We start from the raw sequence: 17,534 nt of genomic DNA on the forward strand, positions 1-17,534 counted from the left end.
GATAAGTCAGGCAAATACTTGCTAAAATGGTCATATCTTAAGCCGCAACAACTGCGCCAGTAGACATATCAAGATATCATTCAGTAATTTAGCGCTAAGCTGAGTCTTTTAGCTCATTTAAAAGTAGCTTGGCTATATTATAAATTTTGGTAAATAGTGTAGCTGATTTGGTTTTTTTTGACTATGATTAGTCGTCATTATATGTAAAACAGCCAAATTCTTGAGATGACGCTATCGATGAGTGATTTTTTAGCCGTTTATTAACAACTCTGTCTTGTTGAATAATACGACTATGCAATTCAGTATCGCAATCCAATAGGCTCTGCAATCATAGGTGTGCCCTTGTTATATTCTCCGCTTTACCAAAGCATTCGTTTGATCTTATTTGGTGCCTTAGGCTTATCTAGCCTAACAGTTAGTGCTGCCATCAACGATGCTGACACACAGACAACTGAGCCATCAAGTGCTGGTAGTACAAGCAGCTACCTCTCTGATACCAATAACAGTAATGTCACTCAAAGCAGTGATTACAACGATATCCGTTATAAAGACGCGCGCCCACAGGTCGATAATTCTCAAAGAGCGACTCCTGCTTCTAATTTTGATGACACAGGTTTCGCAAGCGATGCTACGTTAGAGGACAGCGCCTCCGATGATGTTTTGAATATCACAGAGATTAATGAGTCTTCTGATACCGCCTCGATACAACCATCAAATACGACAGATAGCGATCAGGTAAGCCGCGACACACGTGCTAATGCTATGGTTACACCTGAAAATACCGTAGCGGATAACCGTCAGCTAGATATCAGTGATGAGAGTATTCAAGACAGTCTAGTGCGTTTGGCAGAATTTTATGAGCTCACACCAGAGACTCCTGTCTCAAATGACGTGGATAATACAGAAAATGCTGAGTCAGATAATATACAGAGTACTTTAGCGCCTACAGCGCAGACCATTCCAAAAGTTGGTAAGAACTTACGATTATTGCCAAACGCTATAGATAGTGCACAACGCTGTGAAGGTCAATGGGTCTATCCAAAGAGCAACCCTAATTATCAGCGTGCTGTGAATGAGGCTGGCGGTGCAAATGGACAACCCGTACCTGATGTTGACAGTATTCCCAATAATCAAGCACCTCTATTCACAGAGTCAGATTACGGTTATTACAATAATATCAATTATGCTGAACTATCAGGTAATGTGAAAGTCGATCAGGGTACCCAGCATATCGAAGCAGAAAAAGTTGTGATTGATCTAAGCAATGGGGTGGCTGCTGCACAAGGTAGAGTCATGTTTACCGATCAGGCGACAGGACAATCACTGCAACGTAGCAATGCACCGAGCAATGCTCAAACCAGCTTTAATGAGAGAGCAAAAAAAGGTGGTCTGATTGGGGTTGCAGACAGCTTAAACTATAATACTGAAACTGGACAATCAACAGCCAACGATGTGGCTTTTGCTAGTGTTGAGCTACAAGCACACGGCTACGCTAAGCGCTTGAACAAGCCTAATGATAGTGAGTACGAGCTGGACGAGGTGATGTTTAGCACCTGTCCACCCACCAACCGTAAATGGCAATTTGATGCCAAAAGTATCGATTTGAATACTGATACAGGACGCGGCGAAGCCTATAATACGACTTTTCGTATTGCTGACGTGCCTGTCTTTTATCTCCCCTACTTTAACTTTCCAATAGACAGTCGTCGTAGTAGCGGATTTTTATTACCAAGTGCTAGCGTAAGTAGTGAGAGCGGTGTTGAGATTGATGTTCCTTATTACTTCAACCTAGCGCCCAATTACGATGCCACGCTCAATACGCATGTATACACCGACCGTAATCCTATGGTCTCAGGTGAGTTCCGTTATTTGACCGAAAACTATGGAGAAGGCATTTTTAACGGTTCATACTTGCCTAATGACAAAGAATATAATGACGAAGATCGTAAAAGCTTTTTTTATGATCATTATTGGTCATCCAAAAGTATTCCACGGTTAAGTGGTGATGCCAAATACAGCTATGTATCAGATGCAGATTATCTTGATGATTTTGACACTTTAGGTTTATCAGATAACACAATCAATCTACCAAGGCGTGCTCGAGTTAATTATTATAATGATTACGTCGATGGTGAGTTAAAAGTAGAAACCTTCCAAACGTTAGATGCGTTTACTGATAATGGTGAGGCTCTAGAGGATAAAGACAAACCCTATTCACGCCTACCACAGCTAAAGCTCAACTATCGACTGCCGTGGGCGAAGAACTTTGACATCACTGGCGTACATGACTCTGCCTATTTTAAGAAGTCTATTGATGATGGCTCTGAGGATGAAAAGAGCGGTGCACGCATTTATAACAAAATAAGTGCCGTTTACCCGATGGAGAAGTCTTGGGGCTATATTAGGCCGAAGCTAAGCCTACAGCATCTCTATACTTCATATGATGAAGACAGCTTGGCAGACAATAACATTAGTGAAGAAGATGGTAGCCAATCAGTCTTCGTTCCGCAAGCCAGTATTGATGCAGGTCTGAATTTCTACCAAGCAGGTTCACCCTTTGGCGCTTTTGATGACACCATGGGTGGCTATCGTCTGCTTAGCCCGCGGGTGAAATACACTTATTCACCGTATAAAAACCAAAATGATATTCCTAACTTCAACACTCGTATTGCGTCTATTAACTATGAGCAGCTATTTTCAGACAGTTGGTTCTTAGGCCATGATCGCTTGCAAGATTTGCACTCTATCACGCCTGGTGTCAATTATCGTTACATCGATGCAACGGGTGTGACACGTTTTGATGGTAGCATTGCAGAACAGTTCTATATAGATGATGGTCGTGTTACGCTTGATGATGAACAAAGAGTATTCAACTCTTCTTCCTCAGGCATGGTATGGGATACCAGCACCCAACCTTATAACAATTTTTGGGTTGATGTAAGCGGTGCGCTGACTAACGACTATGATTTGAACTATATAACGACTGAGCTACGTTATCAGCCATCAGATAATAGCTTGTTCAATGTGGGCTATGTCAAGCGTCAGCGTGATGAAAACACTGATCAGTTGCCATTGTCCGCATTTACCGCCTCTGCCGTTTTCCCTATTAATAATAGCTGGCGGATATTGGCTCAAGGTCAATATGACTATAATCGTAACAAGATGCTCGATTCACTCATCGGTGTTGATTATGAAGATTGCTGCTTTGGCTTTGCAGTTTACGGTCGCCGTTACTATAATGACTTAAACGTCAAAGACGAACCAACACAAGCTGTTATGGCAGAAATTAGATTAAATGGGCTTGGCAGTGGCAGTAGCCGCCTAACACGGTTGCTCTCTGATAAGATATTAGGCTTTGAACCTGTCCAAACTGCATGGAAAGACTAACGAGATTTTTTGCTAGATTGCAGCACTATTTGCACAAATATTTATAACCCTACTATGGGTCACGCTGTCAAATATCTGATTATTAAGTATTGGATTGCGTTGACCGACTACCATCCGATGCGATGACATTGATGAGGAGCATCATGAGATTTTTTTCTTTACGTCAAACCAGCCGCGCTGTACTGCTATCTATGGGTGCCAGTCTTGCACTGACATTAAGTGCTCAAGCAGCGACTGTGAAACCTGCCACAGCACAAGCCTCGACTACTGCTAATCAGAATGCAGTAAGTCGCTTGACACCTGCCAATAGCACCGATGGTATTGTCGCTTTAGTCAATGAAAACGCTATCCTAAAAAGTGAATTGGTCGATGCCATTACACAAACCCAAGCCCGCGCACGAGCAGCAGGAGAACCTATTGCAAACTCAGCGCAATTGCAGTCAGAGGTGCTAAACGCGCTTATCTTGCGTGAATTGCAACTATCAATGGTAAAACGTGTCGGTTTATCTCCTGATGAAACCGAGATCAATCAACGCCTTGCTCAAATCGCTCAATCTCAAGGGCTCAATAGCATCTCAGTATTACAGCAACGCTTAGATGCCGCGCGTCCTGGTAGTTATGCCGCATTACGTGCTCAACTGATCGAAGATGCTGCTATTCAAGAGCTGCAGCAGCGTCAAATCAGTCGCCGAGTACGCATTAGTGAGCAAGATATTGATGCATTTTTGGCGTCGCCTGAAGCAAAACGTTTGAATCAAAGTGAATACCAAACTGTGCATGTACGCGTTCCTTATATAGATGACTACAGCCGTCTGTCAGCAGCTCAGCGTGAGGAAGCGCTAAAAGTTGCACAGGATTTGCGTACTCGTTTACTTGCACCAAATGTCAATGTCTCTGAAGCTGTTGCTGCAAGCCAAGGTAGCTATCCTATCCCTATTCAAGGTGGTGATATGGGCTTTCACAAAGCGGCATCCCTACCGACAGAGCTATCAAGCAAAATTACCAACCTCGATATTGGTGCAGTCAGTGAGCCGTTACTAACGCCTGAAGGTATCGATATCGTTAAGCTGGCTGATAAAAAAGCCAGTGATACCATGTTGATTCCGCAGTGGCATACTCGTCATATCTTAGTAAAAGTCGATGAGTTACAGACAGATGCACTGGCTGAACAGAAAATTAATGATTTGTATGAGCAACTGCGTAACGGTGCTGATTTTGCTGCCTTAGCATCAACCTATTCAGACGATCCAGGATCGGCTGGCCGCGGTGGTGATCTTGATTGGGTCAGTGAAGAAGATATGGTAGGTCCATTTGAGGCCACAATGAAAAATACAGCTGTTGGTGACTACTCTGCCCCATTTAAAACTCAGTTCGGCTGGCATATTCTAAAAGTTGACGGTAAGCGTCAGCAGGATGTCAGCGAGCAATATCGTCGCAATATGGCACGCCAAGCATTGTATCAGCGCCTAGCGCCTCAAGCACAAGAAGACTGGTTGCAAGAGTTGCGTGCAGGTGCCTATATCCAAGTACTCGGTTAAAGACCTGCGTTCAACTGCTTGGTCATAAGTTAATACACTGAGCGCTAATAATACTGATTAGCTTGCACAGAAAAAGGGTCTATGCCAATGCATATACCCTTTTTTTATTTAGAAATCGACTGACTGTCAGTTAATTAGGATAATGGATAGCAAACCGCCTAAGTACAATTAACTTAATAGGCGGTTAAACCAATCTATTCAGCTGTGTATGGCAGGAATATTACAAATCGACAAATGACGCACAAAGAAAAGCCCCGAACCTAGGGCGATTGGTTCAGGGCTTCGGTGCTTCATGTTATTGTTATTATCTCTCTTCCATGTTGACTCATCCTAAGTCATAAACAGTAACGTATAAGACAGCGGGCTGACCTGTTCTTTTATTGATACCGTCTCAACACTGCATCCTTGCGTATCCTTGTGTTGATGAATACATTATAGGACAATCAATTTGGTACGAATAGAAGCTAAAGACCTTATTTGACGTAAGCATATGCTTACGTTATAAGAGTCAACTTTAACCTATACGTCGTACTCCTCATAAACTAAGACTGCCTTGCACCTCTCTGCGTTCATCTGACATTTTCTTGCCTTCTTTTTTACCTTCTTCAATCTTGCTATCTGCTTCTGCTACATCTTCTGCTTCTGCAGTAGGCGCATTGCCTTCTTGCTTGCTCGTTTCTTCTGGCTCATATTGTAAAGTCGTCATTACAGGAAAATGATCAGATCCTATAGACGGCATACGTCTGATATCAACTACTGTAAAGCAAGCGCTATGGAAAATATGATCCAATGCCCAACGCAGAAATGGATATTTGACATGAAAGGTGTTGATAAAGTGTCGACCAATACGAGGATCTAGCAGCCCAGAAATACGCTGAAAGCGCCGCGTGGTTTTTGACCATGCCACATCGTTAAGATCACCAGCCAATATCGCGGTTTGCTCATTTTCTTTGATGTGTTTGCCAACCATCAGAAGCTCAGCATCACGCGTGGTAGATTTATCAGCCTCAGTTGGACTTGGAGGCATAGGATGCAAACAATATAGCCAAATTACGCGGCCGCCTTGCAGTCGTAACTGCGTATGAATAGAAGGTATGTCATCAATCATTAGGTACTTCACTTCAGGATCTATGAGCTCAAGCTTAGAGTACAGGTGCATACCGTATAGATTGTCCAGCGGAACCTTAACTGTATAAGGATAATCAGACTCAATTTGCTGTAATGCTTTCTCCCATTTTTTATCAGTTTCAAGCGTAATTAAAATATCGGGCTGTCTATGCTTGACCAAATCAACCAATTTTTGTGTTTCATCATTGGGTGTTAACACATTTGAGACCATGATTTTTAATTGATGTACTTGCCCTTCTGGTTTGTCTTTTGCTTTTTGAACTTCTTTTTTCCATAGCTTGGTATACGGCAATACCATTCTTAGCTGGAACGCTAACGTGATACTAAGCACTATAAATAACAACCATTGTCCCAGTTGCCACTCTGAGAAAAACATGATCATGCCAATCCAAGCAATAATGCCCAGTACCATTATCTGAATGCGTGGGAATTCGACGCCACGCACCCACCAATTATCCAGCGGCACCCAACCCCAGATCGTTAAAAATGCGATGAATCCTGCTAGCCATTGTAAGCTGTAATATAATAGTGAGAGATCCATAGTATGTAATAACCGTTTATTGAGATGATAATGGGGCCAATGATGATATATGCCATTCATTCCATGACAACGCATATCATGGTTTTAAATGAACTGAGTTTTAACTGAACTGACGTCAAGTATTAATGCTAGAAGCTTACTTTAGCATTTCATAAGATTTTCGCCTATATATGAGTCGCGATTCTGCAACAACTGCCATAAAAATTTACAATACCTGCCTGATCAAAATAATAGGTATTTTATCGAGAGCCTTATCCTTTACGGACAACCAAATATATTTTGCCAATACCTAAGCCAGACTCTAATAATAACGTAAAGTTATAGTACACATAGTTAATAGTGTATAGAAAACGAGTAAATAATAGCCAAAACGCCTTGCTTTTTTGTACCATTCACGGCATTGTTATCGGTTGGTGATGCAACAAATAATTGTAAATAGGACTGAATTTCATGAGTAATTTAACAGTAGGCTTAGTAGGCTGGCGCGGCATGGTAGGGTCAGTATTGATTCAACGTATGCAAGAAGAAAATGACTTTAACGGTATTACGCCTGTCTTTTTTTCAACCAGTAATGCTGGTGGTGATGCGCCAAAATTCGACGGTATTGAAACTGGCCAACTAAAAGATGCTCATGATATTGAAGCACTTGCTACTTGTGATGTGATTATTACTTGCCAAGGTGGTGATTACACTTCAAAAGTTCACCAACCACTACGTGATAGCGGCTGGACTGGCTATTGGGTTGATGCAGCAAGTACGCTACGTATGAAAGACGATAGTATCATTATTCTTGATCCAGTCAATCGCAGCGTCATTGATGATGCCCTAGCCAGTGGCAAAAAAGACTTTATCGGTGGCAACTGTACCGTATCACTGATGCTAATGGCGATTGGTGAGCTATTCAATAAGGGCTGGGTTGAATGGGTCAGCGCGATGACGTATCAGGCTGCTAGTGGCTCGGGTGCCAATAACATGCGTGAGCTGATCTCAGGTATGGGTGTCTTGCGTGACGCTGTACAAGATGAACTAGCCAACCCTGCTAGCGCCATTCTTGATATTGATAAAAAAATCGCTCAGACACAGCGTTCAGCAGACTTTCCTACACAGTACTTTGGTGTACCGCTTGCTGGTAGCTTGATTCCTTATATCGATGTGCAGTTAGAAAACAAGCAGTCAAAAGAGGAATGGAAAGGCGGCGTTGAGACTAACAAGATTCTTGGTAATGACGAAGCTAGCACGATTCCTATCGATGGGATGTGTGTACGCGTCGGAGCAATGCGTTGCCATGCGCAAGGTCTAACCATCAAGCTCAAAAAAGACATCCCTCTAGAAGAAATTGAAGCCGCCCTAAAAAATAGCGGCAATGAGTGGTTAGATTTGGTCGAAGACGATAAAGAAGCCACTATGAATCGCTTAACGCCAGTCGCAGTGACTGGTACGTTAACAGTTGCATTAGGCCGCTTACGTAAGCTTAAAATGGGCCCTGAGTATTTAGGTGCCTTTACTGTTGGTGATCAGCTGCTGTGGGGCGCAGCAGAACCATTGCGCCGTATGCTGAATATCATTCGTGAGCAAAAAAACTAAATCAAATAACCAAAACATCAGATACAAAAAAGACAGCAAGTGCTGTCTTTTTTTGCGATCAATAATCTAAATGGCTAAGAATAATGACTATATGTCCTAATACCCTTGTATTACTTTGGCTCATACGCAATCATTACCTCGTTACGACGTAAAAATGGCAATGTCCATGGCTCATCGTAACGTGCCAATTCTGGACCACCTATAGGCGTTAAATTTTTGCTTTGCATCCAATTTCTCAGTTCTTGTGTCTTCTTATCTACTTTATCACTTCCAGTAAATCCTGAAAATTTGATAACGCCATAATTTTGAGCGGGTACTTCAACGATTTCGACGTCTGAGTTATTCGGTTTTGGTAACGTCTCCATCGTATATTTGCTGGGCATCGTGAATTGTACGCGCCACTTTCCGTCATCTTGTTGCATACTGACTGGTGCGGTCATTGCGATCTTCTGTGACTCGTTATTCCCTTTATTATCAGACTGCATAGTGACAGGCGCTGTCATGCTGATTTTGCTACTACCACCAGTTGGTGCGGTATTATTACCAAAAATATAATCCGCTAGGATTTTGAACCCTGCACGACTTGCCGCGCGTTGATCACCACTTACCCACGTTTGGGCGATCAACTGCTCATCATAACGACGTAACTCAAAGTCATCTGATTGTGCCAATAACGTATACTCTGGCTCTTCTGGATCAGCAGCCATCGCCCCTTTTGATATCAATAATATCCCGCCAACTAATAATAAATAACCTGTCTTTTTCATATAACCTCTCCGTTTTCTTAAAATATGCGCTGATGGTTCTAAATACGTCATCATTATTATGACTTTTACTTTACCAGCGCAACGTAAGGGTTGTCTGTGTGTTTTGAAGCACTGTCTGTGTCTTTTGGTTATGACAATATTGTATCAATCAAAAAAACGCACTGACTGGCTATATTGACGGCCTGAATATCAATATCCAAAAAATCTCTAACAATGCTATAATTATCGCCATTTTCATAGCTCATATATCGGTTAACATATGCAATTTGTCTTACATAAAACAGCCAGCGGTGCAACGCGTGCACGCCGTGGTACCGTTCATCTCAATCATGGCGACGTGCAAACGCCTGCTTTTATGCCTGTTGGTACTTATGGTACGGTCAAAGGTATGCTGCCACGTGATATCGAAGCCATTGGTGCTGATATCATTTTAGGCAACACCTTTCACCTATGGTTACGTCCAGGCACGGAAGTCATCGATAAATTTGGCGGCTTGCATAAATTCATGCATTGGGATAAGCCTATTTTGACGGATTCAGGCGGTTTTCAAGTATTCAGTCTAGGTGCCATGCGTAAAATTACCGAAGAAGGAGTTAACTTCAAATCGCCTATCGATGGCGCAAAGATATTTCTCTCACCAGAAAAATCTATGCAAATTCAATACAGCTTGAACTCGGACATCGTCATGCAGTTCGATGAGTGTACGCCCTATCCAGCCACTCATGATGAAGCGAAAAAGTCGCTAGAGCTATCATTACGTTGGGGACAACGCTGCGTTGATGAGCACAATAGGCTGGGCAGCACCAACGCATTATTTGGTATTGTACAAGGTAGTATGTATCCTGATTTACGCCAGCAATCACTCGAAGGTTTGCTAGAAATCGGCTTTGATGGTTATGCTATCGGCGGTCTGTCGGTTGGTGAGCCAAAAGAAGAGATGATAGACGTCCTAGACTACCTGCCTGATGATATGCCAGCAGATAAGCCACGCTATCTAATGGGTGTTGGTAAGCCTGAAGATTTAGTTGAAGGCGTACGCCGCGGTGTGGACATGTTCGATTGTGTGATGCCTACTCGTAACGCGCGTAATGGTCATTACTTTGTGACGGGCGATGCAGACAATGCTGGTGTGGTGCGTATCCGTAATAGCCAGTATCGTAACGACGAAGGCCCATTAGATCCTGAATGTGACTGCTACACTTGCCAAAACTTTAGCCGCGCTTATTTGTATCATCTTAATAAATGTAAAGAGATGCTGGGTGCACAATTGGCAACCATTCACAACTTACGCTATTACCAGCGTTTGATGCAAGGTATCAGAGATGCTATCGAGCAAGATCGGTTCGATGAATTCGTTAGCGAATTTTATAGTAAGCGTGGACAAACGGTTCCTGAGTTAAATTTACGTTAATCCATTTTAATATTTATTGATATTATTAGACATAAAAAAGGGCTTAAGATAATTCTTAAGCCCTTTTTATATGAACCGCTTTTATCACTCAATGATTTACATGTCTAAATCATTGTAAATAACTATTAGCCCATCAGTGAAGTAACAAATACCACGATCACAGCGATTGGCGCGATGACTTTTGCAACAATTTGCCAAAGCTGCCATGTCGCATTAGATAAACCAAGCTCTTGCTGAATGCTACGCTGATCCATTTTCCAACCAACGAATACGATGGCCGCAAGACCTGTTAGAGGTAGAAGGAACTTACTGGTAATCTTGTCTAGTGCATCAAAAATACCATTACCCATAATAGTAAATTCAGACCATAGGTTGAACGATAGCAACGCGGCAATGCCTAATAGCCAAATCACAGTACTGGCAACAATAGTCGATACGGTACGGCTCATCGACGTACGTTCTTCTAGCAGCTCAACTGTTGGCTCTAATAATGAGATAGATGATGTGACAGCTGCAAAGGTGATAAGCAAAAAGAACAATGCACCAATGATAGTACCTGCACCCATGCTACCAAAAGCAATCGGTAAGCTGACGAAGATCAGACCAGGGCCTGATGCAGGATCTAGACCATTACTAAAGATAATTGGGAAGATGGCTAGACCGGCCGCCAAAGCGATAACCGTATCTAAGATAACAACAGTACGTGCAGTTTTTAGCAAGTTCACTTCACGGCCCAAATACGAACCATAAGCAACCATGATGCCCATACCAATAGATAGTGTGAAGAAGGCATGACCTAATGCTGCAAGCATAACGTCAGCCGTCAGCTTGCTCATGTCTGGCGTGAACAAATAAGCGACTGCCTCACCAAAACCACCATTCATTACGTTATAACCAACGATAATGAAAAGAATCACACCCAGTAGTGGCATCAAAATCTTGGCTGTTTTTTCAATACCGCTCGTTACACCAATACCAACGATGACGGCAGTCAAAATCATAAATACGGTGTGCCAAATCGTCAATGTACCGGCTGATGCTAGCATCGCATCAAAGGTCGCAGCCACTGAATCACTGTCTTGGCCTGTAAAGCTGCCTGACGCAACCTTAGTGATATAGTTAAGTGCCCAACCACCGATGACACTATAGAAAGATAGAATTAAAAAGCCACCCAAAATACCAGTAGCACCAACGATGGTCCAGTTACGAGATTTACCTTCGCTAGCAGCCACATCCGCAAACGTGTTGACTGGGTTTTTTTGTCCACGGCGACCAATGAGCCATTCAGCAACCAGTATTGGAAAACCGACTAGCGCGATACAGAACAAATAAGCGATAACGAAAGCCGAACCACCGCTCTCGCCCACCATATATGGAAATTTCCATATATTTCCCAAACCAACTGCTGAACCTACTGCCGCTAATACGAAGCCAAAACTTGAGCTCCATTGTGCATGTTCTTGTTTATTGATAGCCATTTTTTGCGTCCTCGTACTTCAAATAACGCTACTGATAATCCTCCTTGATCATCATAAATAGTGACTACTACTATCAAACTATTTAGTAAACACTTCAATGTGAAGTGCCCCGTAACATTAAGAAAGAATTGTTTACAATATCATAAACGCTCAGTTTCTGCTAAGCGACCAAAAAAGTCAAGCACTCATAAATATAAAAAGCCATAACAATTGGTTATGGCTTTTGGCAATATTATCTTTTATTAATAAAATTTAGGCAAATTAAAACTGCAAAAAATAACTATTTAGCCTAGCTTCTACGGTGGCTGAACATACGTTTAACGCACTACCCCGCGACGACTTTTCTGTAGTGAATCAATCAACAATTGAACTTTTGGCTCTTGAGATAGTAGCTCGCCTTGCAGAACCTCCAACGCTTTTGCTGTGGTCAGACCCGATCTAAAGACGATACGATAGGCCTGGCGTAAGACATCAATCGTTTCTTTCGACCAATCTTTTCGGCGCATGCCTTCGATATTTAGACCATGAGCTTTTGCTGGATTACCAGACACCATCGTAAATGCTGCGACGTCTTTTAAAATCAAACTGGCACCGCCGATTAAGCTGTAATCATCTACTGTACAAAACTGATGAATACCTGAATTACCACCGATGATTGTATGGCTACCGATAGTCACATGACCTGCAACGCCCACATTATTTGCCAGCACATTATGATCGCCAATCACACAATCATGCGCCACATGAGTATTGACCATTAACAAGTTATGGCTACCTATCTTGGTCAGTTCACTATCTTGTGCAGTACCGCGATGAAGGCTACAAGCTTCGCGAATCGTATTGTGATCGCCAATCTCAAGCCAAGTGCGCTCACCTGCATACTTTAAATCCTGAGGATCCTCTCCAACACTCGCAAACTGATAAAACTGGTTATGCGCACCAATACGAGTCAACCTAGTCACAATGACATGCCTATGCAGCACAGTATGTGGTCCAATTGACACTTCATCACCAATGATACAGTAGGGACCAATGATGGCAGTCTCATCAATCTGTGCAGATGGTGAGATGAGTGCTGTAGGGTGAATCTGACTCATGATGTGGGCCCTTGTATCATTCAATGCAAATAAATAGTCAGCCAAATACAGCCGGTTTGGCTTCATGAATGAAACCAATATCCGCTGCTTTGTTAAATATCAATATAATAGCTCATTATAATTGTAAAAATCGATTCGATATAGCGCCTAATGAATGCTAACTTATTACAAACTTAGGCACTTTTACTGTCTTTGATTTTTTGCTGTTCTTGACGCGCAATCATGATTTGAGCACTCGCAGCAAGTTCGTCTTCGACATGTACCGTACAATCAAACTTATAAATACCATGGCGTTGCATCACTGTCTTGGCACGAATAATGAGTTGATCACCAGGAATCACTCGACGCTTAAAACGCACTTTATCCACACCAGCAAATAAATACAGATAGCCATCTTCTGAAGTCAGACCTGCACTAATAAACCCAAGTATGCCTGAAACCTGTGCCATTGCCTCTACCATCAAAACCCCTGGCATGATTGGTTCATCAGGAAAATGTCCATTAAAAAACTCTTCATTAATGGTCACATTTTTGATACCCGTGATGCACTCTCCTGGTGTACAAGCGACCACCCTATCGACCAACATAAAAGGATAACGATGTGGTAAATAATGCTTAATCGTATGATATGTTAGTGGTAGCGTAAGACCTTGCTCAGCCAAGCTCTTGATGTCGTCATCGGTTGGGATATCTATATGGTTATTGCTCATAATGAGGCTTCCTTGCTATGTTTTGAATATTTATTGTTTATATGTGTTCGCATTAATCACGCCCAAGCTGACGAAAGCGTACCGCTGCACGGCGCCAATTAGCAGTTGGCATAGCAGCAGTTCCAGAAGAATACGAACCAGCAGTTTTTATAGACTTAGTCACCATGGTCATACCTGATAAAACCACATCATCTGTAATTTCGATGTGGCCTGTGATACCAACAGCACCGCCAATAATGCAACGTTTGCCTATAGTCGTACTACCCGCAATACCCGTTTGGGAAGCAATGGCAGTACCGTCACCGATACGTACGTTATGTGCAACTTGAACCAAATTATCAATGATAACGTGATTGCCAATAACCGTATCATCAATGGCGCCGCGATCGATGCAGGTGTGGCTACCAATACGCACATGATCACCAATAATCACACGGCCTAGCTGAGCGATACGCTCCCAGCCTGAAACACTAGGATTGTTGGTGGGCGCAAAGCCAAACCCTTCGGCACCAATACTCGCACCCGCATGCAATCTTGCATAATTGCCAATGACACAATCATGACCAATAACCACTTGCGATTTGATAACACTGTCAGTACCGATCTCAGAATGCGCCTCAATCACTACATGGGCATCAAGTGAGCTACGCGCCCCTATTTGCACATAGTCACCAATGATACAAAAAGGACCAATATTGACCTCATCACCAATCACAGCACTATCAGAGATCACAGCGCTAGGATGGATTCCAGCAGATAGTGACTGACGGGCAAATAGTTGGCTGGCACTGGCATAAGCTAGGTATGGGTTAGAGACAATCAACGCTAAGGCCGACTCAGGTACTTGGTCACGATACTCTTGGGTGACCAATACTGCGCCTGCTTGGCTACTGGACAAACTAGAGATATAGTGAGGGTCTGCCAAAAAGCTTAGCTGCCTTTGGTCAGCAGTAGTTAAACTTCCAACACTGTTAAATGGGTGACGTAACTGTTCAGCACTAATATCAGCCTTATTGATAATGGGCTGACGCTGCTCAATCCGAGTGATAAGTTGCTCAATCGTTATCATAATGACTATTAATAGACTATTGTTATATATAAAACGGTCGTCAAAATAACAATGTGTTTTGACGACCTACTGGGAACTAATGACATTCTAACTTACTTAGACAAATATTTGAGAACGATTAGATATATTTAGATAATATTGGCGATCTAGAATGTATTACCAATCTGGAACTGGACTTTTTCAGTTTCGTCGCCTTCTTTATCACCAAAAGGTACGGCATAGCTGAGTGAAATTGGACCAATTGGCGTATACCAGGTCACACCTGCACCTGCACTAAATCGGAATTCGTTGTCTTGGGTTAAGAGTGGTACACCTGTATCCTCACCGGTGCCAGGATTAACGAAGGTACGGTCTTCTTTGTCACTCGTATCGAATACCTGACCACCTTCAGCAAATAGTACTGGACGCACTTGATCTGCCCAATCCCCTTTAAACGGCATTGGCAAAATCAGCTCACTACCAAAACTAACTAACGCATTACCACCAACCTCTTCTGTACTATACGTCTGATTAGCGGGATCGTTAATAGCATCATAATAAGCTTGAGACTTAGGTCCTAACGTTGAAGACTCATAACCACGTACTGAACCATAACCACCCGCGTAGAAGTTTTCGTAGAATGGCAAATCATTACCATAGCCCAGTTTGGTATAACCGCGCGCGATCCAGTCTTTATAAAGCGGATAATACACGTTGCCGCGATAAACGAGTTTCTGATAGCTAGAATCGCCAAGACCAATGGTAGCATCAACAGTGTGGCTCATACCTTTGGTCGGAAACACTGGGCGATCTAGGGTGCTGTAGTCCCAGCCCAATAGTAAGTTATAGGTTTGATAATCATTTTTAAAGCCAGTACGACCTTCGAAATCTCCAGTGAAGTCTTCAACAGTACCGCCGTCATCGATGATTTCTTGCGCGTTCGATATGCCGAGGAAACGGCCACCACGTACTGTCGTATTGTCGACATTTAGACCAGCACTGACACGCTTGGTCTCATCCACAGGATAGCTATAATTTAGCGTAGCACCGTAGGCATCAGTGACATAATTACTAACGTTTCTATCATCATATTTGGTTTCGCGATAGTAAGCACTCACACCTTGCGAGACGCCATTTTCTGTAAAGTATGGATCGGTATATCCTAAACTATACGAATCACGTGTCTCTGAACGTGACAGTGCGGCTTTAACACGGTTACCAGTACCCATAAAGTTATTTTGGGTTAAATCCAACTGAAAAGTGACACCGCCGCTCTGCGAGTAACCTGCCGCAATCGTTGAACTACCAGAAGGTTGCTCTTCTACTGTATAGTTGACATCTACTTGATCTGGCTGATTGGGTACTGGTTTTACATCAACGTTAACAGCTTTGAAGAAACCGGTACGCATAAGACGTGTACGTGAAAGCTGAATCTTTTCACTAGAGGCAAGAGACCCTTCCAATTGACGCATCTCACGGCGCAATACTTCATCTTGAGTTTTTAGATTGCCTGTGAAGTTGATACGGCGAACATAAATAGGACGTGCAGGATCGATATAATAATCCACGTCAACCATCTTGGTATCGTCATTAATGCGTGGTACGGGTCTAACTTGAGCTAAATAATATCCTTCGTTACCATAGCGTCTTTTGAGCTCGGCTGTTGTTTCATCCAGTTTGGCTTGTGAGTATTTTTCATTAGGCGCAAAAGTAACCAACTCTTTTAGTTCGTTATTATCAAAAGTGGGCTTACCTAAGAAATTGACGTCACCAAACTGATACTGCTCACCTTCACTCAAACTGACTTCAATAAACACACTACGCTTATCTTCACTAATATTGAGTACCGCGTTATCTACTGCGAAACGCACATAACCATCGTTTTGATACAACGCTTTTAAATTGTCTAAACTGGCGGCCAGTTTTTCTTGTGCATATCGATCAGATTTTGATAGCAAGCGTGTCCATGATGATTCTTTTACAGCAAAGACATCTTTGATTTCTTCATCACTAAAGTGTTTGTTGCCAATCACATTGATATCAACAACTTTAGCAGGCTTACCTTCAATGAAGCGCACATCAAGCTTGACGCGATTACCATCAAGTACCGTCTGATCTACTTCAATATTACTGTTGTAGTAACCTTGGCTGATATACTGCTGTTGTAGCTCATTAGCAACGCCTTGCAAGGTCGATTGCTTCAGTACATTACCAACAGACAGCCCAGCATTCCCAAGGCCTTGCTCCAGCCCTTCTTTAGGAATGAGCTTGTTACCTTCAAAATTTACTTCGGCAATGGTTGGACGTTCAATAACATCAAACCTTAGATTGCCACCTTCGACACGGCTTTGAATATCAGCAAAGTTTTCAGTCGCATATAGTGCCTTGATACTGGCTGCTAAGCTACTGTCATTTACCGTATCTCCTACCGTAATAGGTAGAACCGGATAGAGGCTATCAGGGGTTAGGCGTTGTAAGCCATTGAAACCGATGTCAGTCACTACAAATTCTGCAGCCTGTACCGGCATACTCATCATCGCTACAACTAACGGCAACCCAGCCGCGCTCATAAATAAAGGCGTACGCATAAACACTATCCGTCAATAAAAAACTTGCTAAAGTTAAGTTAAAAAGCACATGTTGTCCAGCCCATTTGCACAAAGTTGCAACTCCATGCATGGCTGACTCAGAACACTTTATATAAAAAGCATCACAAAATAAACTAAAAATTACGATTAGTACAGAGGCTATGACACAAAGTATCTTGCGTATAATAGCAACAATCAAAGCGTAAGCGCCATTAAACCATTAGTATATCGTGCTTTATTGATTATATTACTCATCA

The 17,534-nt window shown here is 42.6% G+C and carries 11 protein-coding genes; 4 read left to right on the plus strand and 7 right to left on the minus strand.

Annotated features, from left to right (window positions below; genetic code table 11):
- Nucleotides 1-336 precede the first annotated feature (336 nt).
- Entirely contained in the window at nucleotides 337-3,387 is a 3,051-nt protein-coding gene (gene lptD, locus I3255_RS08395; protein WP_238038436.1) for an LPS assembly protein LptD, read from the plus strand.
- A 143-nt stretch (nucleotides 3,388-3,530) separates the two neighbouring features.
- Nucleotides 3,531-4,925 carry a peptidylprolyl isomerase gene (locus I3255_RS08400; protein WP_238038437.1) on the plus strand — a complete coding sequence of 465 codons (1,395 nt, stop codon included), beginning with the start codon at nucleotides 3,531-3,533 and terminating at the stop codon, nucleotides 4,923-4,925.
- A gap of 535 nt (nucleotides 4,926-5,460) precedes the next feature.
- Here I3255_RS08400 and I3255_RS08405 read toward each other — a convergent pair.
- On the minus strand, nucleotides 5,461-6,594 hold the full coding sequence (locus I3255_RS08405; protein WP_238038438.1) for an endonuclease/exonuclease/phosphatase family protein: 1,134 nt from the start codon (nucleotides 6,592-6,594) through the stop codon (nucleotides 5,461-5,463).
- 450 nt (nucleotides 6,595-7,044) lie between these two features.
- Here I3255_RS08405 and asd point away from each other — a divergent pair, with 450 nt between their 5' ends.
- Entirely contained in the window at nucleotides 7,045-8,178 is a 1,134-nt protein-coding gene (gene asd / locus I3255_RS08410; RefSeq protein ID WP_238038439.1) for an aspartate-semialdehyde dehydrogenase, read from the plus strand.
- Nucleotides 8,179-8,288: 110 nt separating this feature from the next.
- Here the strand turns inward: asd and I3255_RS08415 are convergent, their stop codons facing one another.
- Complete coding sequence (locus I3255_RS08415) at nucleotides 8,289-8,945, minus strand: heme-binding protein (protein WP_238038440.1); 657 nt, start codon at nucleotides 8,943-8,945, stop codon at nucleotides 8,289-8,291.
- A gap of 259 nt (nucleotides 8,946-9,204) precedes the next feature.
- Here I3255_RS08415 and tgt point away from each other — a divergent pair, with 259 nt between their 5' ends.
- On the plus strand, nucleotides 9,205-10,356 hold the full coding sequence (gene tgt / locus I3255_RS08420) for a tRNA guanosine(34) transglycosylase Tgt (RefSeq protein WP_238038441.1): 1,152 nt from the start codon (nucleotides 9,205-9,207) through the stop codon (nucleotides 10,354-10,356).
- A 125-nt stretch (nucleotides 10,357-10,481) separates the two neighbouring features.
- Here the strand turns inward: tgt and I3255_RS08425 are convergent, their stop codons facing one another.
- From I3255_RS08425 to bamA, 5 genes are all read right to left on the minus strand, one after another.
- Nucleotides 10,482-11,834, minus strand: coding sequence for a sodium-dependent transporter (locus I3255_RS08425; protein WP_238038442.1), 1,353 nt, complete (start codon nucleotides 11,832-11,834; stop codon nucleotides 10,482-10,484).
- A 317-nt stretch (nucleotides 11,835-12,151) separates the two neighbouring features.
- A complete protein-coding gene (gene lpxA / locus I3255_RS08430; protein WP_238038443.1) occupies nucleotides 12,152-12,931 on the minus strand; it encodes an acyl-ACP--UDP-N-acetylglucosamine O-acyltransferase in 780 nt (259 codons plus the stop codon).
- Between the two features lie 173 nt (nucleotides 12,932-13,104).
- Complete coding sequence (fabZ, locus tag I3255_RS08435) at nucleotides 13,105-13,641, minus strand: 3-hydroxyacyl-ACP dehydratase FabZ (RefSeq protein ID WP_238038444.1); 537 nt, start codon at nucleotides 13,639-13,641, stop codon at nucleotides 13,105-13,107.
- Nucleotides 13,642-13,693: 52 nt separating this feature from the next.
- Nucleotides 13,694-14,710: a UDP-3-O-(3-hydroxymyristoyl)glucosamine N-acyltransferase gene (gene lpxD, locus I3255_RS08440; RefSeq protein ID WP_238038445.1), complete on the minus strand. Its 1,017-nt coding sequence runs from the start codon at nucleotides 14,708-14,710 to the stop codon at nucleotides 13,694-13,696.
- A gap of 146 nt (nucleotides 14,711-14,856) precedes the next feature.
- On the minus strand, nucleotides 14,857-17,277 hold the full coding sequence (gene bamA / locus I3255_RS08445) for an outer membrane protein assembly factor BamA (RefSeq protein WP_238038446.1): 2,421 nt from the start codon (nucleotides 17,275-17,277) through the stop codon (nucleotides 14,857-14,859).
- Nucleotides 17,278-17,534 lie beyond the last annotated feature (257 nt).

Source organism: Psychrobacter sp. Ps6 (genome assembly GCF_022129235.1).
In the GTDB taxonomy this organism is placed as follows: domain Bacteria; phylum Pseudomonadota; class Gammaproteobacteria; order Pseudomonadales; family Moraxellaceae; genus Psychrobacter.

Bases quoted from the DNA above. Each gene is read 5' to 3' on its own strand.
- lpxA (WP_238038443.1), bottom strand. From the start codon at position 12,931: ATGAGTCAGATTCACCCTACAGCACTCATCTCACCATCTGCACAGATT.
- I3255_RS08425 (WP_238038442.1), bottom strand. From the start codon at position 11,834: ATGGCTATCAATAAACAAGAACATGCACAATGGAGCTCAAGTTTTGGC.
- I3255_RS08415 (WP_238038440.1), bottom strand. From the start codon at position 8,945: ATGAAAAAGACAGGTTATTTATTATTAGTTGGCGGGATATTATTGATA.
- tgt (WP_238038441.1), top strand. From the start codon at position 9,205: ATGCAATTTGTCTTACATAAAACAGCCAGCGGTGCAACGCGTGCACGC.
- bamA (WP_238038446.1), bottom strand. From the start codon at position 17,277: ATGCGTACGCCTTTATTTATGAGCGCGGCTGGGTTGCCGTTAGTTGTA.
- lpxD (WP_238038445.1), bottom strand. From the start codon at position 14,710: ATGATAACGATTGAGCAACTTATCACTCGGATTGAGCAGCGTCAGCCC.
- I3255_RS08400 (WP_238038437.1), top strand. From the start codon at position 3,531: ATGAGATTTTTTTCTTTACGTCAAACCAGCCGCGCTGTACTGCTATCT.
- fabZ (WP_238038444.1), bottom strand. From the start codon at position 13,641: ATGAGCAATAACCATATAGATATCCCAACCGATGACGACATCAAGAGC.
- asd (WP_238038439.1), top strand. From the start codon at position 7,045: ATGAGTAATTTAACAGTAGGCTTAGTAGGCTGGCGCGGCATGGTAGGG.
- I3255_RS08405 (WP_238038438.1), bottom strand. From the start codon at position 6,594: ATGGATCTCTCACTATTATATTACAGCTTACAATGGCTAGCAGGATTC.